This window comes from Streptomyces sp. NPDC093109, from assembly GCF_040701725.1.
Lineage (GTDB): Bacteria > Actinomycetota > Actinomycetes > Streptomycetales > Streptomycetaceae > Streptomyces.
This window is the reverse complement of the sequence record NZ_JBFBEZ010000001.1, coordinates 400859-416041: the sequence shown is the minus strand read 5'-3', so window position 1 is coordinate 416041 and position 15183 is coordinate 400859. Positions and strand designations below refer to the sequence as shown.

The window sequence follows — 15183 nt, the reverse complement described above, 5'->3', positions numbered from 1 at the left end:
GACGCCCCGAGCCTCGCCGTACCTCGTCCGGTTGGAGCAGTGAGCGGGCCGCTCAGGGGCGCGTCGGGCCTCTCACGCTGTCGTCCCCTCGCGCGCGCCCGCGCGTGCCTTCTCCAGGAGGACCGGGTCGTGGGCGCTGACGATCACGAGGCCGGGCTCGTCGCGCCGGTACAGCTCGGCGAGGCGGGCGTGGTTCTCGCGGACCTTCTTGCCGTCGTACGCGATGACCGCCTCCATGCCGCGCAGGGAGACGGGGACGGGCGTGCGGCCGTCGAGGGTGCCGTGGTGGTAGAACGCGTCCCCGGCGTGCAGGATCCAGCGCGTACCGTCGTCGACCCCGATGGCGGCGTGGCCGCGGGTGTGACCCGGGAGGGCGATCAGCACGATGCCGGGGGCGATCGTGCCGAGTTCCTTCGCCGCGGCGAACCCGCGCCATTTCTCACCCTCGGGACGGTGCTCGACGAGCCGCGGGCCGTGCGCCCACTGGGGGCTCTGATAGCGGATCCGCTCCCGCCGGGAGGGGGCGTGGACGGCGCCGCGCGCCTCGTCCGCGGTCAGGTGGACCTGGGCCTGGGGGAAGTCGGAGAGGCCGCCGATGTGGTCGGCGTCGAAGTGGGTCAGCACGATGTGACGGACGTCGTCCCGGCGGAACCCCAGCTTCTCGATCTGCCGGGCGGCGGTCTCCTCGGCGTCGAGGGCGGGCCGGATGAAGTGGCGGGCGGGCCCGATGCGCCGCTTGGGGTCGGCGATGTCGCCGAGGCCGTAGCCGGAGTCGACGAGGACCAGCCCGTTCGCGGTCTCGATCAGCAGGACGTGGCAGACGAGTTGGGCGCCGGGCGGGCGCATGGTGCCGCAGTTGAGGTGGTGGACCTTCATGTCGGGCGTCCTTGGGAGGGGTGAGGGGAGGGCGGACCCGGAACGGGCCGCCGGTGGAACACCTCAGCACACTTACGGTGTATGTCCACCACCACGGTAAACTTACGGCATAAGTGATGTCAAGCGCGGTGCCGCCGGTCGACGCCGGCCGCCCTCGGCCGATCCTGGACTTACGCCGTAAGGGTGGGGGCGTAGCATGCTTATATCGTAAGTTTCGAGAGTTCGAGTAGGAGAACAGCCATGAAGATCGTCGTACTGGGCGCCACCGGCAATATCGGCTCGCACGTCGTGAAGGAGGCGCTGTCGCGGGGGCACGAGGTCGTGGCCTACGTCCGAAACCCCGACGCCGTACGGCCGCGCGCCGGGCTGACCGTGGTGGGCGGCTCCCTCGACGACCGGCCCGCGATGGCGAAGGCCTTCGCCGGCGCCGACGTCGTGATCTCCGCCATCGGGGTGGCCCTGCGCGCGAAGAAGCCCGTCGACCTGATGCGGCGCACCCTGCCGGTCATCACCGACGCGGTGAAGGACGCCGGTGTCGAACGGTTCGTCCTGGTCTCCGCGTTCGGTGTCGGGGACACGGCGGCGAAGGCCTCGTTCGTCGGGCGGCTGGTCTACCGGACGGTCGTCGCCGCGATCTTCCAGGACAAGGAGGCCGCGGAGGAGGGCCTGGCCGCGACCGGCCTGAACTGGACGATCGTCCACCCGGTCAACCTCAAGGAGGCCCCCGCCGTCCCCGCCGTCACGGTCAGGCGCCTCGACCGGGTGGCCAGGGTCCCCGGCCTGCCGACGCTCCCGTTCGAGAACGTCGCGCGGGCCCTCGTCGAGATCGCCGCCGACCGGGACGCGTCCGGGCAGCGGCTGCTGGTCACGACCGAGAAGGGGTGGAAGTAGCCGAACCGCCTCGGCGCTTCCGTTCAGTGCACGGCGGACGGGGCGGGGGCCACGGGCAGCGGGGGCACGACGGCCGGCAGCGGGGGCGCGGTGAGGGGCAGCGGCGGTGCGGCGGCGTGCAGGTAGTGGAGCTGGTGCAGGCCGTACCCCTGCGCGCCCGCCTCCGCGAGCCTGTTCTCGGTCAGCGCCTCCAGCACCTCCTCGGCCTCCGGCGGCGGCAGCCGGAGCAGGTCCGGCGCCAGATGGCGGCCCACCACGCTGTCGCGCGGCAGGGTGCCCAGATGACGGTACGCGCGCAGCTCCGGCTCGGTGAGCCCCGCCGTGGCCCGGTCGAAGACACGGCGTACGGACAGGTCGCCGACGGCCAGTTCGGCCAGCGCCAGCGCCGGGTCCGCGAGCCGCTCCACCAGACGGGACACCGGCCAGTGCGGACGGCCCGCTATCCGGGCCCCCACCAGCCGTACCCCCAGCGGCAGATGCCCCACCAGCCGGGCCGCCTCGGCGCACGCGGCGGGCTCGGCCGCGACCCGGTCGTACCCGGCCGTGTGCGTCAGCAGCTCCCGGGACTCCTCCGGGGTGAAACAGCCCACTTCGGTGAGGTGCGCGGAGTCCAGCGCGCCCAGTCTGGACCGGCTGGTCACCAGCGTCGCGCACTGGTCCCCGCCCGGCAGCAGCGGCCGGACCTGGGCCTCGTCGACCGCGTCGTCCAGCACCACCAGCAACTGCCGGTCTGCGCAGACCGTGCGGTAGAACGCGGCCCGCTCGCTCAGCCGTTCCGCCGCCGGGGACGTGCGGTCGGCGGGGCGCGGGCAGGACCCGGCCGGCGCGCCCAAGGCCCGGCACAGCTCGTCCAGGACATCCACGCAGGAGCGGGGCGCGCCGTCGGCCGTGCGCAGCGTGACCCAGAGCTGGCCGTCGGGGAAGTACGGGCGGAGCAGATGGGCGATCCGGGTGGCCAGCACGGTCTTGCCGCTGCCGACCGGTCCGGTCAGCACGGCCAGTGTGGAGCGCGGTCCGCCGGGCCGGGGCCCGGTCAGGCTCTCGAAGAGACCGCGCCCGGTCCCGGCCCGCCCGCCGCCCGGTCCGGTGGCCGGGGCCAGCGCCCCCACCGCGTCGTCCGTCTCCCGCAGCCGCCCGACCAGATCGGGCAGATCGCGCGGGAGCTGGCAGGACTCGGGCCGGACGGTGGCAGGGCCGGTGCCCGGCGCCCCGCGCCACAGGGTGTCGCCCGCCACCGTCCCGCCGTCCAGCAGCGTGCGCTGGAGCCGCTCCAGCAGCGCGGACGGGGCGATGCCCAGCTCCCGGGCGAGCAGCCGGCGAATGTCGTCGTACGCGGACAGCGCCTCGGCCCGGCGCCCGGCCCGCTGGAGGGCGAGCATCTGGAGCACGCGCATCCGCTCGCGCAACGGGTGCTCCCGGACGAGCGGTTCGAGGGACTCCAGCAGCGCGCCCGGCGGGTCCTCGGCCGACAGGCCCGCCTCCGCCCGGTCCTCCAGCACCGTGAGGCGCAGCTCCTCCATCCGCTCCGCCGCGCCCCGCAGCGTCGGCGTCCCCTGGAGATCGGCGTACGGGCGGTCGCGCCAGAGTGCGAGGGCCGCGTCGAAGTTCCGGGCGGCGACCCGGGGCCGGGAGTCGGCGAGCGCCTGTCTGCCCTGCCGCGCGTGCCGGTCGAAGCGGTCGCGGTCGAGTTCGCCGGGGTGGACGGCGAGCCGGTAGCCGGGGGCCCGGAAGGCGAGCCGGCCCGCGGCGCCGGCCGTGTCCAGCACCCGGCGCAGGTGCCACACGTACACCTGGAGGTTCTTGTTCGCCGTGCGCGGGGGATCGTCTCCCCAGATGGCCTCGATCAACGTGTCCGCGGACACGACGGTGTTGGCCCGGTGCAGCAGCAGGCCCAGTAACACTCGTTGTTTGAGCGAGCCGAGAGGTACGGCGCCCGTCTGCGCGCGCATCTCCAGGACTCCCAGGACACCGAACTCCATGGTCCCCCCAAGACGTTCCGGGCGGCTGTCGTGCCGACCGGGCCCCCGTACCGAGATGGCGTTCGCCGGCCCGGCGGCGCACCCGTGGCCGGGGGCGTCCCGTGAAGCCGGTGCCAACCGCGCGCGGTGATGCCTTCCCCAAAGCCACCCGCGCGATACAGCGTCACATATCGAACGTCAGCGGTCACTTTCTGTCAAGAGGGCGAAGAGGACGAACAGAACAGAGCGATCGCGCAGGAGCGGGCCCTCCCGCACCCTCCTGCCGGAGCCCGGCCGACGTCCCCACCGGGCCCTCATCAGCGCGCCCACCGGGCCGTCAAAGGGCTTTCATACCGGCGTCATACCGGCATCAAGGCGCGGGCCCCCACTCTCGTAACCCACCGGTCCCTGACCACGAACCGCAGCGACCACCGTCCGACGAGGGAAGGATTCGCCCGTGCATCTGGTGGACGTCTTACGGGCCCGCTCGACTCCCGGCGGGGGCGTCATGCTCGCACTCACCCGGCGCTGCCCGCTCTCCTGCCGCCACTGCTCCACCAACTCCATGCTCAGCAGTGAGCAGCACGCCGAGTCCGTGTTCGAGGGGTTCGTGGAGACCTTCACCCCGCAGGAGCGTCCCGACTTCGTCCTGATGTCGGGCGGCGAGGTGCTGCTGAGGCCCGCGCTGGTCGAACGGATCGCGCTGCGGGCCCGGGAGTCGGGCGCCCGCAGCCACATCCTGTCGGGCATGTTCTTCGCCCGGCAGCCCGGCATTCCCGACAGGCTCCGGCGCGCCATCGACGCCGTCGACCACTTCTCGGCCAGCCTCGACGTCTTCCACGAGGAAGAGGTGCCCCGGGCCGCCGTGCTGCGGGTGCTCAAGCAACTCGCGGACGAGGGCAAGGACGTGAGCCTCCAGGTCGTCGGCCTGGACGAGGACGACCCGTACCTCGCCGAGGTCACCGACGACATCCGCACCACCCTGGAGGACCGCGTCCCGGTCTGGGTCTCCCTGGTCGGCAACGTCGGCCGGGCGAGCGAGTGGCTGCCCGCACCGGGCGGCGCCGCGACCCCGGGCGACGCCACCGGTCCGACGCCGGTCGCCGGCGGCCCCCCGCACCCCGCGCCCCCGTCCCCGTGCGAGATGGCCGCCTGGCCACTCGTCGCCTTCGACGGCACCGTCGTCGCCTGCTGCAACCAGAACGTCGTGGACGGCCTCGGCGGCCGGCTCCCCGCCCATCTGCGGCTCGGCGACGCCAGGACCGACAGCTGGCGGACCGTGATCGAACGCCAGCGCAGCCGCCATCTCCTGCGCGGGATACGGGCCTTCGGCCCCACCTACCTCGCCGAGCGGACCGGCGCGGAACCCGGCTCCTGCACCGGCTACTGCACGACCTGCTTCACGCTCTCCGCCGACCCGGCCACCGCCGACGCCGCAGCCGCCCTCATGGACCGGCCCGGCACCCGCGTGCTGGAGACCCGGATCGCCGAACTCGTCAGCGGCGGCGGCCCCGAAGGGCTCGCCCGCCGCTTCGGCACCCACCGCTACGCCGATCTCATGCTGCTCGGCTACCAGGGCCCGGAACCGGGTTCCGTCATCTCCGGAGAGGACAGCCGATGCGCCGTCTGAGCTTCGCCGACCTCCAGGAGGGCCGGGAGGAACGCGGCACCCTCGCCCTGCTGTTCATCACCGACCGGTGCCCCGTGGGCTGCGGCCACTGCTCGGTGGACTCCCGCCCCGACAGCCCCCGCATCACCGACTTCGCCCTGTTCGAAGAGGTCGTCGAAGGCATCTGCGCGCTGCCCGACGCCCGGGTCATCGGCATCTCGGGCGGCGAACCCTTCGTGGAGCGGCGCGGACTGTCCCTGGCCTCCCGCCGCATCCACGAGTCCGGCAAGGACCTGATCCTCTACACCAGCGGCTTCTGGGGACCACCCGACCCGGGCGACGACCATGCCGGGCAGGCACCCGCCTGGGCCCGTGCCGTGCTGCGCCGGGCCGCCGCCGTCTACCTCAGCACCGACGCCTACCACGAGGAGTCGGTGCACGAGCACCGCTTCACCGGCGCGGCCCGCGCGGTCGCGGCGGAGGACGTGTGGCTGGTGGTGCAGGTGGTGAACGATCCCGCGATGGTCGCCCGCGCCGAGGAACTCCTCACCCTGGCCTTCGGCCCCGGCTGGTCCTCGTACGCGGAGGTCGCGACGGCGCCCCTGCTGCCGTACGGCCGCGCCGGCGGCCTCGCGTCGCCGCTCCTCCCGAGCGAACGCCCGCGCTACGCAGGCGAGTCGTTCGGCAAGTGCCGGACCGCGAACGTCCCGACGATCCGCTACGACGGCACCTCCACGATGTGCTGCAACGAGATGGTGATCACCGGCGCGGGACCGAAGCGGCTGCGCCGCCGCTGCACCGACCGCCGCGAGGTCACCGCCGCGCTGACCGGCTTCACCCACGACTCGCTCTACCGGGCGGTCGGCACCGTGGGCCCCGGCCTGGTCACCGCCCACCCCCGCTACCAGGACCTGGCGGGCAAGGAGTTCGCCAGTGTCTGCGAACTCTGCTGGGTGATGGCCAAACGGGCCCCGGAGGAGCCGCGGGACAACCTGATCGACGCGATCCGTGTACTGGGAGAGGAACGGGTGGGATGACGACGACCGGACACGGGCTCGGACACGTACACGGGCACGGACGCGAGACCCGCAGGACCGGGTGCGCGGGCCTGCTGCGGGCCAAGATCGAGCTGACGATGCCCGAGTTCCGGGCCGTCAGCGGACGGCTCTGGAACGGCCCTTCGGTCGCCGAGCTCTACCCGGACTACCTGTGCGTCCTGCACTCGATGGTCCGCTCCACCGTCCCGCTCATGGAAGCCGCCCTGGACCGCTCCCGCGCCCTGGCCGCCGAGGGCGACCCCGTGGCCGAGGTACTCGTGCCGTACTGGACCCAGCACATCCGCGAGGAGACCGGCCACGACGAATGGCTGCGCCAGGACCTGGCGGCCATCGGCCGGGACCCCGACGAGCCCCTGCGCCGGCTGCCGACCGCCACGGCCGCCACGCTCGTCGGCGCCCAGTACTACTGGCTCTTCCACTACCACCCCGTCTGCCTCCTCGGCCATATCGCCGTGGTCGAGGGAAACCCGCCGGCCCGGGAGGTGGCCGACCTGCTGAGCGAACGGTCCGGCCTGCCCCTCGACGGCTTCCGCACGCTCGCCCGGCACGCCGCACTCGACATCAAGCACCGGGACGACCTCCTCCGGCTGGTCGACACCCTCCCGCTGACGCCCGTCCAGGAGACCGCGATCGGACTCTCCGCGCTGCACACCATGGACGCCGTGGTCCAGCTGTTCCGCGATCTGGCGGACGCCTTCGGTCCCGGCGCGCGCAGCACGGTCCCGCCGGTCCCCGTACCGGCCGGCTGACCTGCCGCCCCACTCCACGACCGGTCCCGTACCACCACCGCACTGTCCGGAACGTCCGGAGCATCCGAGGAAGGACGAGGCATGGCCCGCCTGGAATTCGCCGCACCACTGCGCCACCGCCCCTTCCGGCTGCTCTTCGCGGGCAACGCGGTCTCGGGCATCGGCGACTGGATGGACTATCTGGCCCTGGTCGTCCTGATCGCCTACACCTGGCAGCAGGGCCCGGGCGGCCTCGCCGCACTCTCGGTGGCCATGGCCGCTCCCTGGGTGCTCGTCGGACCGGCCGCCGGTGTGTTCGCCGACCGGATCGCCGACAAGCGCCGCGTCATGATCCTCTGCGATCTGCTGCGCTGCGCGCTGGTCGCCGGGTACTTCCTGGCCCCCGGGATCTCCGTCCTGCTCGTCCTGGTCTTCCTCAAGGGCGTCTGTTCCACGCTCTTCAACCCCGCCTATCAGACCGTGGTGGTCAGGGTGGTGCCCAAGGAGGACCTGCTCCAGGCCACGGCGCTGGGCATGTTCACCTCCCAGGCCACCAAGGTCGCCGGCCCCGCCGCGGGCGGACTGCTGGTCAGCGGCATCGGGGTACGCGGGGTCTTCGTCGCCGACGCGGTGACGTTCCTCCTCTCCGCCGCCCTCCTCGCCGGGCTCCGCCTCCCGGCCGCCGCCCCTTCCGCGTCCGCCGGACCGGGTACGGGGGACGCCGCGAGCGGGGCGGCCGGCGCGGGCCGGGGCGGCCGGGGGAGCCGGTTCGCCACGGAGTTCACCGAGGGCGTGCGCTTCGTCGTACGGACCCCCGCCCTGCTGGCCGTCACGATCAGCATGGCCGCCTCCCTCTTCCTCGTCCTGACCTTCGACGTACTCGCCCCGCTCGCCCTCCACCGGCTCGGCATCGACGAGTCCATGCTCGGCCTGGTGATCGCGGCGGTCGGGGCGGGCGCGGTCCTCGGCACGGTGGCCATGGCCCAATGGGGCCGGCGCGCCGACCCGTTCACCCTCATGGGCGGCGGCCAACTGGCCACCGGAGGGCTGGTCTGCGGGATCGGCGCCACCGTGGCCCTCGGACTCGCCGGCTCGCCCGCCATCTGGGTACCCGTCGCCTTCGGAATCGGCCTGGCCTCCTCGGCGATCATGGTCGTCTACCCGTACGTACTGCGCCGGGAGACTCCCGAGCATCTGATGGGACGGGTCAGCGCCACGACCGGCGCGGTGCCCAGCGTCCTCCAGCTCGCCGCACCGCCCCTGGCCGCCGCGCTCGCGGCCTGGCAGGGGCTCGCCTTCACCCTCGTCTGCTGCGGCGGCGGCCTCGCCGCGCTCGGAGTGGCGCTGTGCGCGTGGAGCGCCGGCCGCCGCCGCTCCCAGCGCCTCAGGACCACCGCCCAGGACCCCGCCCCCGCCCCCGCGCCCGGCACCGACCGGGCCCCCTCCACTCCGGCGCGCCCCGGCGCGCCGGTGGCACAGCCTGTCCCGCACCGTCCGCCCAACCCGCCGGAACCACCGGCCGGTTCCCGTCCAGAAGGAGTAACCATGAGCGAGAACCTGAGCGCGCTCGCCGCCGCGGGCATCCCCACCGACAAGATCCCCGCCGGCCAGCGGGAGGTCCTGGCATCGCTGTCCGCCGACGAACTGGCCGTCCTCACCTCGGTCAAGGAGCGCATCGACGCCGCCACCGCGGTCCAGGCGCACACCGAGGGCAAGGACGACCCGGTCGTCGGCGTCGTCATCTGGTAGCCGATCCGGCCGGCGGGTCCCCTTCCGGGCCCGCCGGCCCGTCGCTCGGACAAGGAGAGAGACATGACTCCCGAAGAGAGGATCGCGGTCCTGCGCGACTCCGGGTTCCCGGTGGACACGTTCTCCGCCGACCAGCGGGCGGTCCTGCGGCAGCTCGACGACGCCGAGGTGTCCGTCCTCGTGTCGGTCAAGGCACGGCTGGACGCCGAGGATCCCGAGGTCCGGGCGCACTCCGGCGAACCGATCATCGGCGGCGTCCTGTTCTGAGTCCTGCTTCCCGCCCCGCGGGCCGGGGCCGCCCCCGGCCCGCGTCCCCCTCGCGTCCGTCCAGGTGGAGGAGACCCGTGGCCCCAGCCTGCCCCGGTTGCCACACGCGTACGGCGCCCGGCGCCCGCTTCTGCTCCGCCTGCGGCCACGCCCTGCCCCCCGGCCCCGCCACCACCGTCGGCCCCGGGCCGGAACCGGTCGCCTCCCGGCGCACCGTCACCGTGCTGTTCTGCGACATGACGGGCTCGACCGCGCTCAGCGAACGGCTCGACCCGGAGGCCCTGCGCCATGTGATGCTGCGCTACTTCACCCGGATGCGGGCCTGCGTCGAGGACCACGGCGGCACGGTCGAGAAGTTCATCGGTGACGCCGTGATGGCCGTGTTCGGCGTACCCCTGACCCATGAGGACGATGCCCTGCGCGCCGTCCGGGCCGCCCTGGACATGCGCGACTCACTGACCGACCTCAACGCCGAACTCCGGCGCGAGCTGGGCACCACCGTGGCCGTACGGATCGGGGTCGCGACCGGTGAGGTCGTCGCCACCGTGGTGCCCGGCGCCGACCAGGCGCTCGTCTCCGGCGACACCGTCAACGTGGCGGCGCGCCTGGAACAGCACGCGCCGTCCGGCCAGATCCTCGTCGGCGCGGTCACCCGGGCGCTGGCGGGCCCGGCGGTGGAGGCCGAGCCCGTCGCGCCGCTGAGCGTCAAGGGCAAGTCGCGGCCCGTCCCCGCCTGGCGGATCCTGCGCGCCGCAGCACGCCCCGCCACGATGCTCCGCGGCGGCGACTCGGCGCTCGTGGACCGTACGGCCGAACTCGACGCCCTGCTCGCCCTGCACCGCCGCACCGCACACGACCGGACCGGACGGCTGGTCACGCTGCTCGGCGACCCCGGGGTCGGCAAGTCCCGGCTGGCCCGCGCGTACGGCCGCGAGGCGGTACGGCAGGGCGCGCTGGTCACCGGCACCGACTGCCCGCCCTACGGCAGCCCGGGGCCGTACGCGCCGCTCGCCGCCCTGCTGGAGGGGCTGGCACCGGGCCTGCCCGGGACCGGCGGGCCGTTCCGCGGCCGGGTCGCCGCGCTGCTCGGCGGGGGAGAGCCGGCCTCCGCCGCCGCGGCCCTGCTGGACCGGCTGCGCCGCGGCGAACCGCCCGGCACCGGGGCCGAGGAGGTGCACCTTGCCCTGCTCGGACTGCTGACGGCCCTCGGCCGGGACCGGACCGTCGTCGCCGTCCTCGACGATGTGCAGTACGCGGCCCCCGCCCTGCTGGACGCCGTCGCCCATCTCGCCGGCGGGCTGGCGGACGCGCCCGTGCTGCTGCTCTGTCTCGCCAGGCCCGAACTGCTCGACCACGCGCCGCGGTGGAGCGACACCGCGCCGACCGGGACCCGCCTCCCGATCCCGCCGCTGCCGAAGGCCGACTGCCAGGACCTGGTGGCACGGCTGCGCGCGCCTGCGGCCGGGACGGCGGGCGGGCCGCCGGGCGACCTCGTCCTGCACCTCGCCCCCGGCACCGCCCCCGGCGCTCCCGACGCCGTCACCGAGCGCATCGCCGAACGCGCCGAGGGCAACCCGCTGTTCGTGGAACAGATGGTCGCCATGGAGCGCGAGGGCGGCGACCCGGAAGCCGTACCGCTCTCCCTGCGCGGCCTCGTCGCAGCCCGGCTGGACCGGCTGCCCGGGGCGGAACGCGAACTGCTCGGCTGCGCCGCCGTGGTGGGCCGGGAGTTCCCGCTCGACCACCTCCGTGTGGTGCGCTCCGGCGAGCCCGGCCCGGACGGGCGCGGTGACGCCGCCCCGCCCGCCGCGCTGCTGGCCGCGCTGGTCTCGCGCCGGATCGTGGAACCGGTCCCCGAGCCCCCCTCCGGCGAGCCCCCCTCCGACGCGGCCCCGGCGCCCGCGCCGGTCCCCGGCGGCCACCGCTTCACCAGTCCGCTGATCCAGGAGGTCGTCTACGCGGGCCTGTCCCGGCGGCTGCGGGCCGAGCGGCACGAACGGCTGGCGGCCTGGCTCCTCGCGGCCGGTGCCGCCGCCGGCGCGGCCGAGCCCTCCGGGGCCCCGCCCGAGCCGCTCCTGCCCCCAACCCCACTCCTGCCTCCGCCCCCGTCACATCCCGACCACACCACCGCGGGCGGGCACCTGGAGCGCGCCTTCTGGCACCGGCACGGGCTCGGCCTGCTCGACCGCACCGCCCGCCGCACCGGAGCCGCCGCCGTCGCCCAGCTCACCGCGGCGGGGGCCGCGGCGCTGGCCAGGGGCGAGGTGGGCTGGGCCACCGACCTGCTGCGGCGCGCCCGCGCGGTGGACGACGTGTGCGCGGCCGACGCCCACGCGGACACCGTCGTACGGCTCCGGCTGCGGACCGAGCTCGCCGAGGCCCAGCTCGCCACCGGGCACACCGAACGCGCCGTCACCGCCTTCCACACCGTTCACACGGAGGCCGTACGGACCGGTGACGCGGCCACCGCCGCCCGCGTACGCCTCCAACTCGCCTACCTGGAACCGGGTTCACCGGGCTTCGGTACGGTGCTGGACGCGGCCCGCGAGTCGCTGGCGCCCCTCGCCGAGGCGGGCGACGACCTCGGGCTGGCCCGCGCCCGGCTGCGGATCGGCCAGGCCCACCAGAGCGAGGGCCGCCACGCCCGCGCCGTCACCGACTTCACCGCCGCCCTCCGGCACGCGGCCCGCGCCGAAGCGGAACTCGAACGGGCGGGCACCGTGGGCGCGTTCGGGGTCTCCCTGTGGCTGGGGCCCGAGCCGGTGCCGGCCGCCCTGCGCCGCTGCGAGGAGCTGCTCGTCACCGATCTGGACGGCCGGCGCATGGCGCAGGCCGCGCTGTCCTGCCCGATGGCCGTGCTGCTCGCCACCCGGCGCCGGTTCCCCGAGGCCAGGGAGCGGCTCGGCCTCGCCTCCCGCACCCTGCGCGACTTCGGCCACGTGTTCGCCGCGCCGGCCGTCACCGTCTTCGCCGCGACCGTGGAAACCCTCGACGGGCGCTGGGACACCGCGGAGACGATGCTGCGCGGCGCGCGGACCGACCTCGCACGGCTCGGTGACGCCCCCCTCCACGCCACCGCCACCCGCGACCTGGTCCGGGCGCTGCTGGAGCAGGGCCGCGCGGCCCAGGCGCGGGCGCTGCTGGAACCGGCCGGCGGGGATCTGATGGCCGCCGCCGAACTGCACGCCCTGCAGGGCCGGTTGCTGGCTCGCGCCGGCGACGGAGCCGGCGCGCGGACCCATCTGCGGCAGGCGCTCGACGCGGCTCGTACGACCGAGTCCCCGCTCTGCCTCGCCGACGTCGAACTGGACCTCGCCCACGCGCTCGCCGACCTCGCGGACCGGGCCGGCGCGGACCCGGAAGGACCGGCCCCGGCGACCGCGCGGGCGTACGCCTCGGCCGCGTACCACCGCTACCGAGCCAAGGGACATCTCGTCGGAGCGGCCCGCGCCCAACGCCTCGCACGTCCCGCACCCCCGGCCCGTCCCGTACCCCCGGCGCCACCCGCATCCCCGATTCCACCCGTACCCCCGGCCCCGGAGCGCGGACCATGACCGGCGTACCCGCGCTCACCTGGACCCTCGCCGGCCGTACGCCCGCCGAGATCGCCCTGTCCACCAGCTGGCCCCGGCGGGTCACCGGCGAGCAGGCGTGGGGCGACTCGACCGGCGCGGGCGTACGGGTGTGCGTCGTGGACAGCGGCGTCGAGGACGGTCACCCCCTCGTCGGCCCGGTCGCCTCCGCCCATGTGGTGCGCCGCGACGCCGAGGGAGTCCAGCGGGTCGTCCCCGACACCGAGGGCGACGAGTGCGGTCACGGCACCGCCTGCGCGGGCATCATCCGTTCCGTCGCGCCCGACTGCGAACTCCACAGCGTCCGCGTCCTGGACTCCGGCTTCGCCGGCTCCGGCGACGCGCTGATCACCGGCGTCCGCTGGGCTCTCGAACAGCGCTTCGACGTCCTCAACCTCAGCCTCTCCACCACCCGGCGCGGCTTCGCCGAGCAACTGCGCGAACTGGCCGACCACGCCTATTTCCGCGGCACGGTCCTCGTCGCCTCCGCCCACAACATGCCCGTCGAGAGCTTCCCCTGGCGGTTCGCCTCGGTCCTGTCGGTCGGCAGCCACCAGGACGACGACCCCGGGACCGTGCTCTACAACCCGTCCCCACCCGTCGAGTTCTTCGCCCGGGGCTCCCGCGTCCCCGTCGCCTGGCTCGGCGGCGGCACCTCCGTCTGCACCGGAAACAGCTTCGCCGCGCCGCATGTCGCGGGCCGCTGCGCCCTCATCCTGGCGAAGCACCCCGGTCTGAAACCCTTCCAGGTCAAGGATCTGCTCATGCTCACCTCGGACAACGTGCGAGGACAACGATGAACGACAACGGCCCCCTGCTGTCAGGACCCCCGGACGGTGCCGCTCCCGAGGACGATCTCACCCAGGTCCATCTGCGGATGCTCAGATCCGTGGTGGAGGTCGCCCGGGCGATCTTCGAGGCCCAGGCCGGCTCGATCTTCCTGCTCGACGAGGAGCGCGACGAACTGGTCTTCGCCGCCGTCTCAGGACGGGGCGAGGACTTCCTCGTCGGCCGGCGCTTTCCCGCGTCGAAGGGCATCGCCGGGTGGGTGGTCCGCTCCCGGCAGCCCATCACCGTGGACGACGTGTCGCGGCAGGGAGCGTTCGCCCACGACGTGGCCGAGGCCACCCAGTACGTACCCACCGCGCTGATGGCCGCGCCGCTGCTGTGCGGGGAGCGGGTGCTCGGTGTGCTGGAGGTGCTGGACCGCAATCCCGCGATGCGCACCTCCCTGGCCGGCATGGATCTGCTCGCCCTCTTCGCCGGTCAGGCGGCGCTCGCCCTGGAGCTGACGGAGCGCCACCGGGACCGCGCGCGCACCGCCGCTCCGGCGCCGCCGGGGCATCCGGCACACCTGGCGGAGCTGTCGGCGGTTCTGGGCGGGCTGCCCGACGAACGGACCGACGCCGGCCGCCGGCTGGTCGACGCCCTGCGGGACATCCTGGCCTGAGGGCTCGGGCCCGCAGGCCAGGGGCTCAGGCGCAGGCCCTGGTGTCAGGCGCAGGCCCTGAGGAACGCGACGAGCGCCGCGTTCACCTCGTCCGGGCGCTCCTGCTGGGTCCAGTGTCCGCAGCCTGCCAGCTCGATCGGCTCGCGCCAGAGGCTGGGCATGAGCCGGGGGAGGCGCGCGATGAGTTCGGGGGCGCCGGGGAAGGCGGGTACGGCGTCACGGTCGCCGTACATGTACAGGGCGGGCCGGGTGACGACGGCGCCGTGCCACGGAGCGGTCAGCTCCCAGTTGCGGTCCAGGTTGCGGTACCAGTTGAGCGCCCCGGTGAAGCCCCGGGAGAAACTCTCGGTGAGGACGTCGAGATCGTCCTCGGTGAGCCACTCCGGCAGCACCTCCGGGTCCGGCATGTCCGCCAGCCAGCCCCGCCCGGTGCCGACCAGCGGCTGCTTGACCTCGCCGGAGTACGGCGCGGAGCCGGAGGCAGCGTAGAAGAACTTGCGGAGGGTGGTCCGTACGTCCTTGCCGAACTCGGCGTCGGCGACCCCCGGGCGGTCGAAGTAGTTCCAGTAGAAACGGCCGCCGAACCTCTCGTCCATGGCGGCCAGCGGAGGCCGCGTCCCCCGGAAGGGCGGCGGCACACTCAGCCCGGCCACCCCGCGCACCATGTCCGGCCGCAGCAGCGCGGTGTGCCAGGCGACCGGCGCGCCCCAGTCGTGCCCCACGACGTACGCCTTCTCCTCGCCCAGCGCCCGGATCAGTCCGACGACATCGCCGACGAGATGGAGGACGGTGTACGCGCCGACGTCCTCGGGATGATCGCTGAGTCCGTATCCGCGCTGGTCGGGGGCGACCACGCGGAAGCCTGCGTCGGTCAGCGGGCCGAACTGGTGGTGCCACGAGTGCCAGGACTCGGGGAAGCCGTGCAGAAGCACCACCAGGGGGCCTTCGCCCTGCTCGGCGATGTGCAGGCGCACGCCGTTCACATCAACCATTCGATGCTCAACCATGCCCACGAGCGTACGTGC

General features: G+C 74.4%; 12 protein-coding genes. 9 read left to right on the top strand and 3 right to left on the bottom strand.

Annotated elements, in window-relative coordinates:
- Nucleotides 1-72: 72 nt before the first annotated feature.
- Nucleotides 73-876, bottom strand: a complete 804-nt coding sequence (locus tag AB0389_RS01770; protein ID WP_366393301.1) for an MBL fold metallo-hydrolase — start codon at nt 874-876, stop codon at nt 73-75.
- Nucleotides 877-1116: 240 nt separating this feature from the next.
- Here AB0389_RS01770 and AB0389_RS01765 point away from each other — a divergent pair, with 240 nt between their 5' ends.
- Complete coding sequence (locus AB0389_RS01765) at nt 1117-1767, top strand: NAD(P)-binding oxidoreductase (protein ID WP_366393300.1); 651 nt, start codon at nt 1117-1119, stop codon at nt 1765-1767.
- 23 nt (nt 1768-1790) lie between these two features.
- Here AB0389_RS01765 and AB0389_RS01760 read toward each other — a convergent pair whose 3' ends face one another.
- Complete coding sequence (locus AB0389_RS01760) at nt 1791-3746, bottom strand: BTAD domain-containing putative transcriptional regulator (protein ID WP_366393299.1); 1956 nt, start codon at nt 3744-3746, stop codon at nt 1791-1793.
- A gap of 436 nt (nt 3747-4182) precedes the next feature.
- Here AB0389_RS01760 and AB0389_RS01755 point away from each other — a divergent pair, with 436 nt between their 5' ends.
- The 8 genes from AB0389_RS01755 to AB0389_RS01720 all read left to right on the top strand — a co-directional run bounded on the left by AB0389_RS01755 (nt 4183) and on the right by AB0389_RS01720 (nt 14158).
- Nucleotides 4183-5355, top strand: a complete 1173-nt coding sequence (locus tag AB0389_RS01755) for a radical SAM protein (protein ID WP_366393298.1) — start codon at nt 4183-4185, stop codon at nt 5353-5355.
- Nucleotides 5343-6371, top strand: a complete 1029-nt coding sequence (locus AB0389_RS01750; RefSeq protein WP_366393297.1) for a radical SAM protein — start codon at nt 5343-5345, stop codon at nt 6369-6371. The genes AB0389_RS01755 and AB0389_RS01750 overlap by 13 nt, the downstream gene beginning before the upstream one ends.
- Nucleotides 6368-7141, top strand: a complete 774-nt coding sequence (locus tag AB0389_RS01745; protein ID WP_366393296.1) for an iron-containing redox enzyme family protein — start codon at nt 6368-6370, stop codon at nt 7139-7141. The genes AB0389_RS01750 and AB0389_RS01745 overlap by 4 nt, the downstream gene beginning before the upstream one ends.
- 81 nt (nt 7142-7222) lie before the next feature.
- Complete coding sequence (locus AB0389_RS01740; protein ID WP_366393295.1) at nt 7223-8869, top strand: MFS transporter; 1647 nt, start codon at nt 7223-7225, stop codon at nt 8867-8869.
- Nucleotides 8870-8932: 63 nt separating this feature from the next.
- The gene (locus AB0389_RS01735) at nt 8933-9136 is read left to right on the top strand and encodes an aroma-sacti cluster domain-containing protein (protein ID WP_366393294.1); all 204 of its coding nucleotides are present in this window, start codon (nt 8933-8935) and stop codon (nt 9134-9136) included.
- 77 nt (nt 9137-9213) lie between these two features.
- Complete coding sequence (locus tag AB0389_RS01730) at nt 9214-12690, top strand: adenylate/guanylate cyclase domain-containing protein (RefSeq protein ID WP_366393293.1); 3477 nt, start codon at nt 9214-9216, stop codon at nt 12688-12690.
- Complete coding sequence (locus AB0389_RS01725; protein WP_366393292.1) at nt 12687-13508, top strand: S8 family serine peptidase; 822 nt, start codon at nt 12687-12689, stop codon at nt 13506-13508. Before AB0389_RS01730 ends, AB0389_RS01725 begins: the two co-directional genes overlap by 4 nt.
- Nucleotides 13509-13585: 77 nt before the next feature.
- Nucleotides 13586-14158: a GAF domain-containing protein gene (locus AB0389_RS01720; protein ID WP_366393438.1), complete on the top strand. Its 573-nt coding sequence runs from the start codon at nt 13586-13588 to the stop codon at nt 14156-14158.
- A 44-nt stretch (nt 14159-14202) separates the two neighbouring features.
- On the opposite strand, the gene AB0389_RS01715 is transcribed toward AB0389_RS01720, so the two are convergent.
- On the bottom strand, nt 14203-15165 hold the full coding sequence (locus tag AB0389_RS01715) for an alpha/beta hydrolase (protein WP_366393291.1): 963 nt from the start codon (nt 15163-15165) through the stop codon (nt 14203-14205).
- Nucleotides 15166-15183: the final 18 nt, after the last annotated feature.